Annotated in this window: 1 pseudogene; it reads left to right on the top strand. The window is 72.9% G+C overall.

Annotation, left to right across the window (positions count from 1 at the left end):
- Window positions 1-627 (top strand): annotated as a pseudogene (locus Amac_RS53625) (hypothetical protein); the annotation flags it as partial.

The following is a 627-nucleotide window of genomic DNA, read 5'->3' as shown; positions in this document are numbered from 1 at the left end:
GCTGCTGACCAAGAAAGTCACCACCGAACTGCTGGTCCTGGTCCGCGCCGAATCCCTCCCCACCGACCACCTCACACATGACGCCGACTCCACCCATGCGGCCTCCGCCATGGCGCCCGGCACCCCCGGCACGCCGACCACGCCCGCTGCGGGTGTGCCGCCATCGCAGAGCACAGCCGGACACGCCGACACCGCCGCGGCCGACGCAGTTGCAGCCGACACCGCCAACCCCGATACAGCTGCAGCTGGCACCGCCGACACCGCCACGGCCGACACCGCCAACGCCGACACCACTGGCTCCAGCAATACCCGGCCCGGAACACCTCATGCCGGTGACGGCTCGACCTGCCGCGCGGGCGGTCCCCGCCACACTGGGGGCACGGGTTCAGCCGGAGCGGGTACCGGCAGCACGGACACGGGTTCAGCCGGAGCGGGTCCCAGCAGCACGAGCACCGGTTCAGCCGGAGCGGGCGCCGACAGCGCGGGCACCGATTCAGCCGGGACAGGTGCCGGCAGCATGGACACGGGTTCAGCCGGAGCGGGCGCGGGCAGCACGAGCATCGGTTCAGCCGGAGCGGGTTCAGTCGGGGCGGGTGTCGGGAGCGCGGGCACGGGTGAGAGGCCGGT

This window comes from Acrocarpospora macrocephala (genome assembly GCF_009687865.1).
Classification (GTDB): Bacteria; Actinomycetota; Actinomycetes; order Streptosporangiales; family Streptosporangiaceae; genus Acrocarpospora; species Acrocarpospora macrocephala.
The sequence above is the reverse complement of the archived record's forward strand: the minus strand, read 5'-3'. Positions and strand labels throughout refer to the sequence as shown.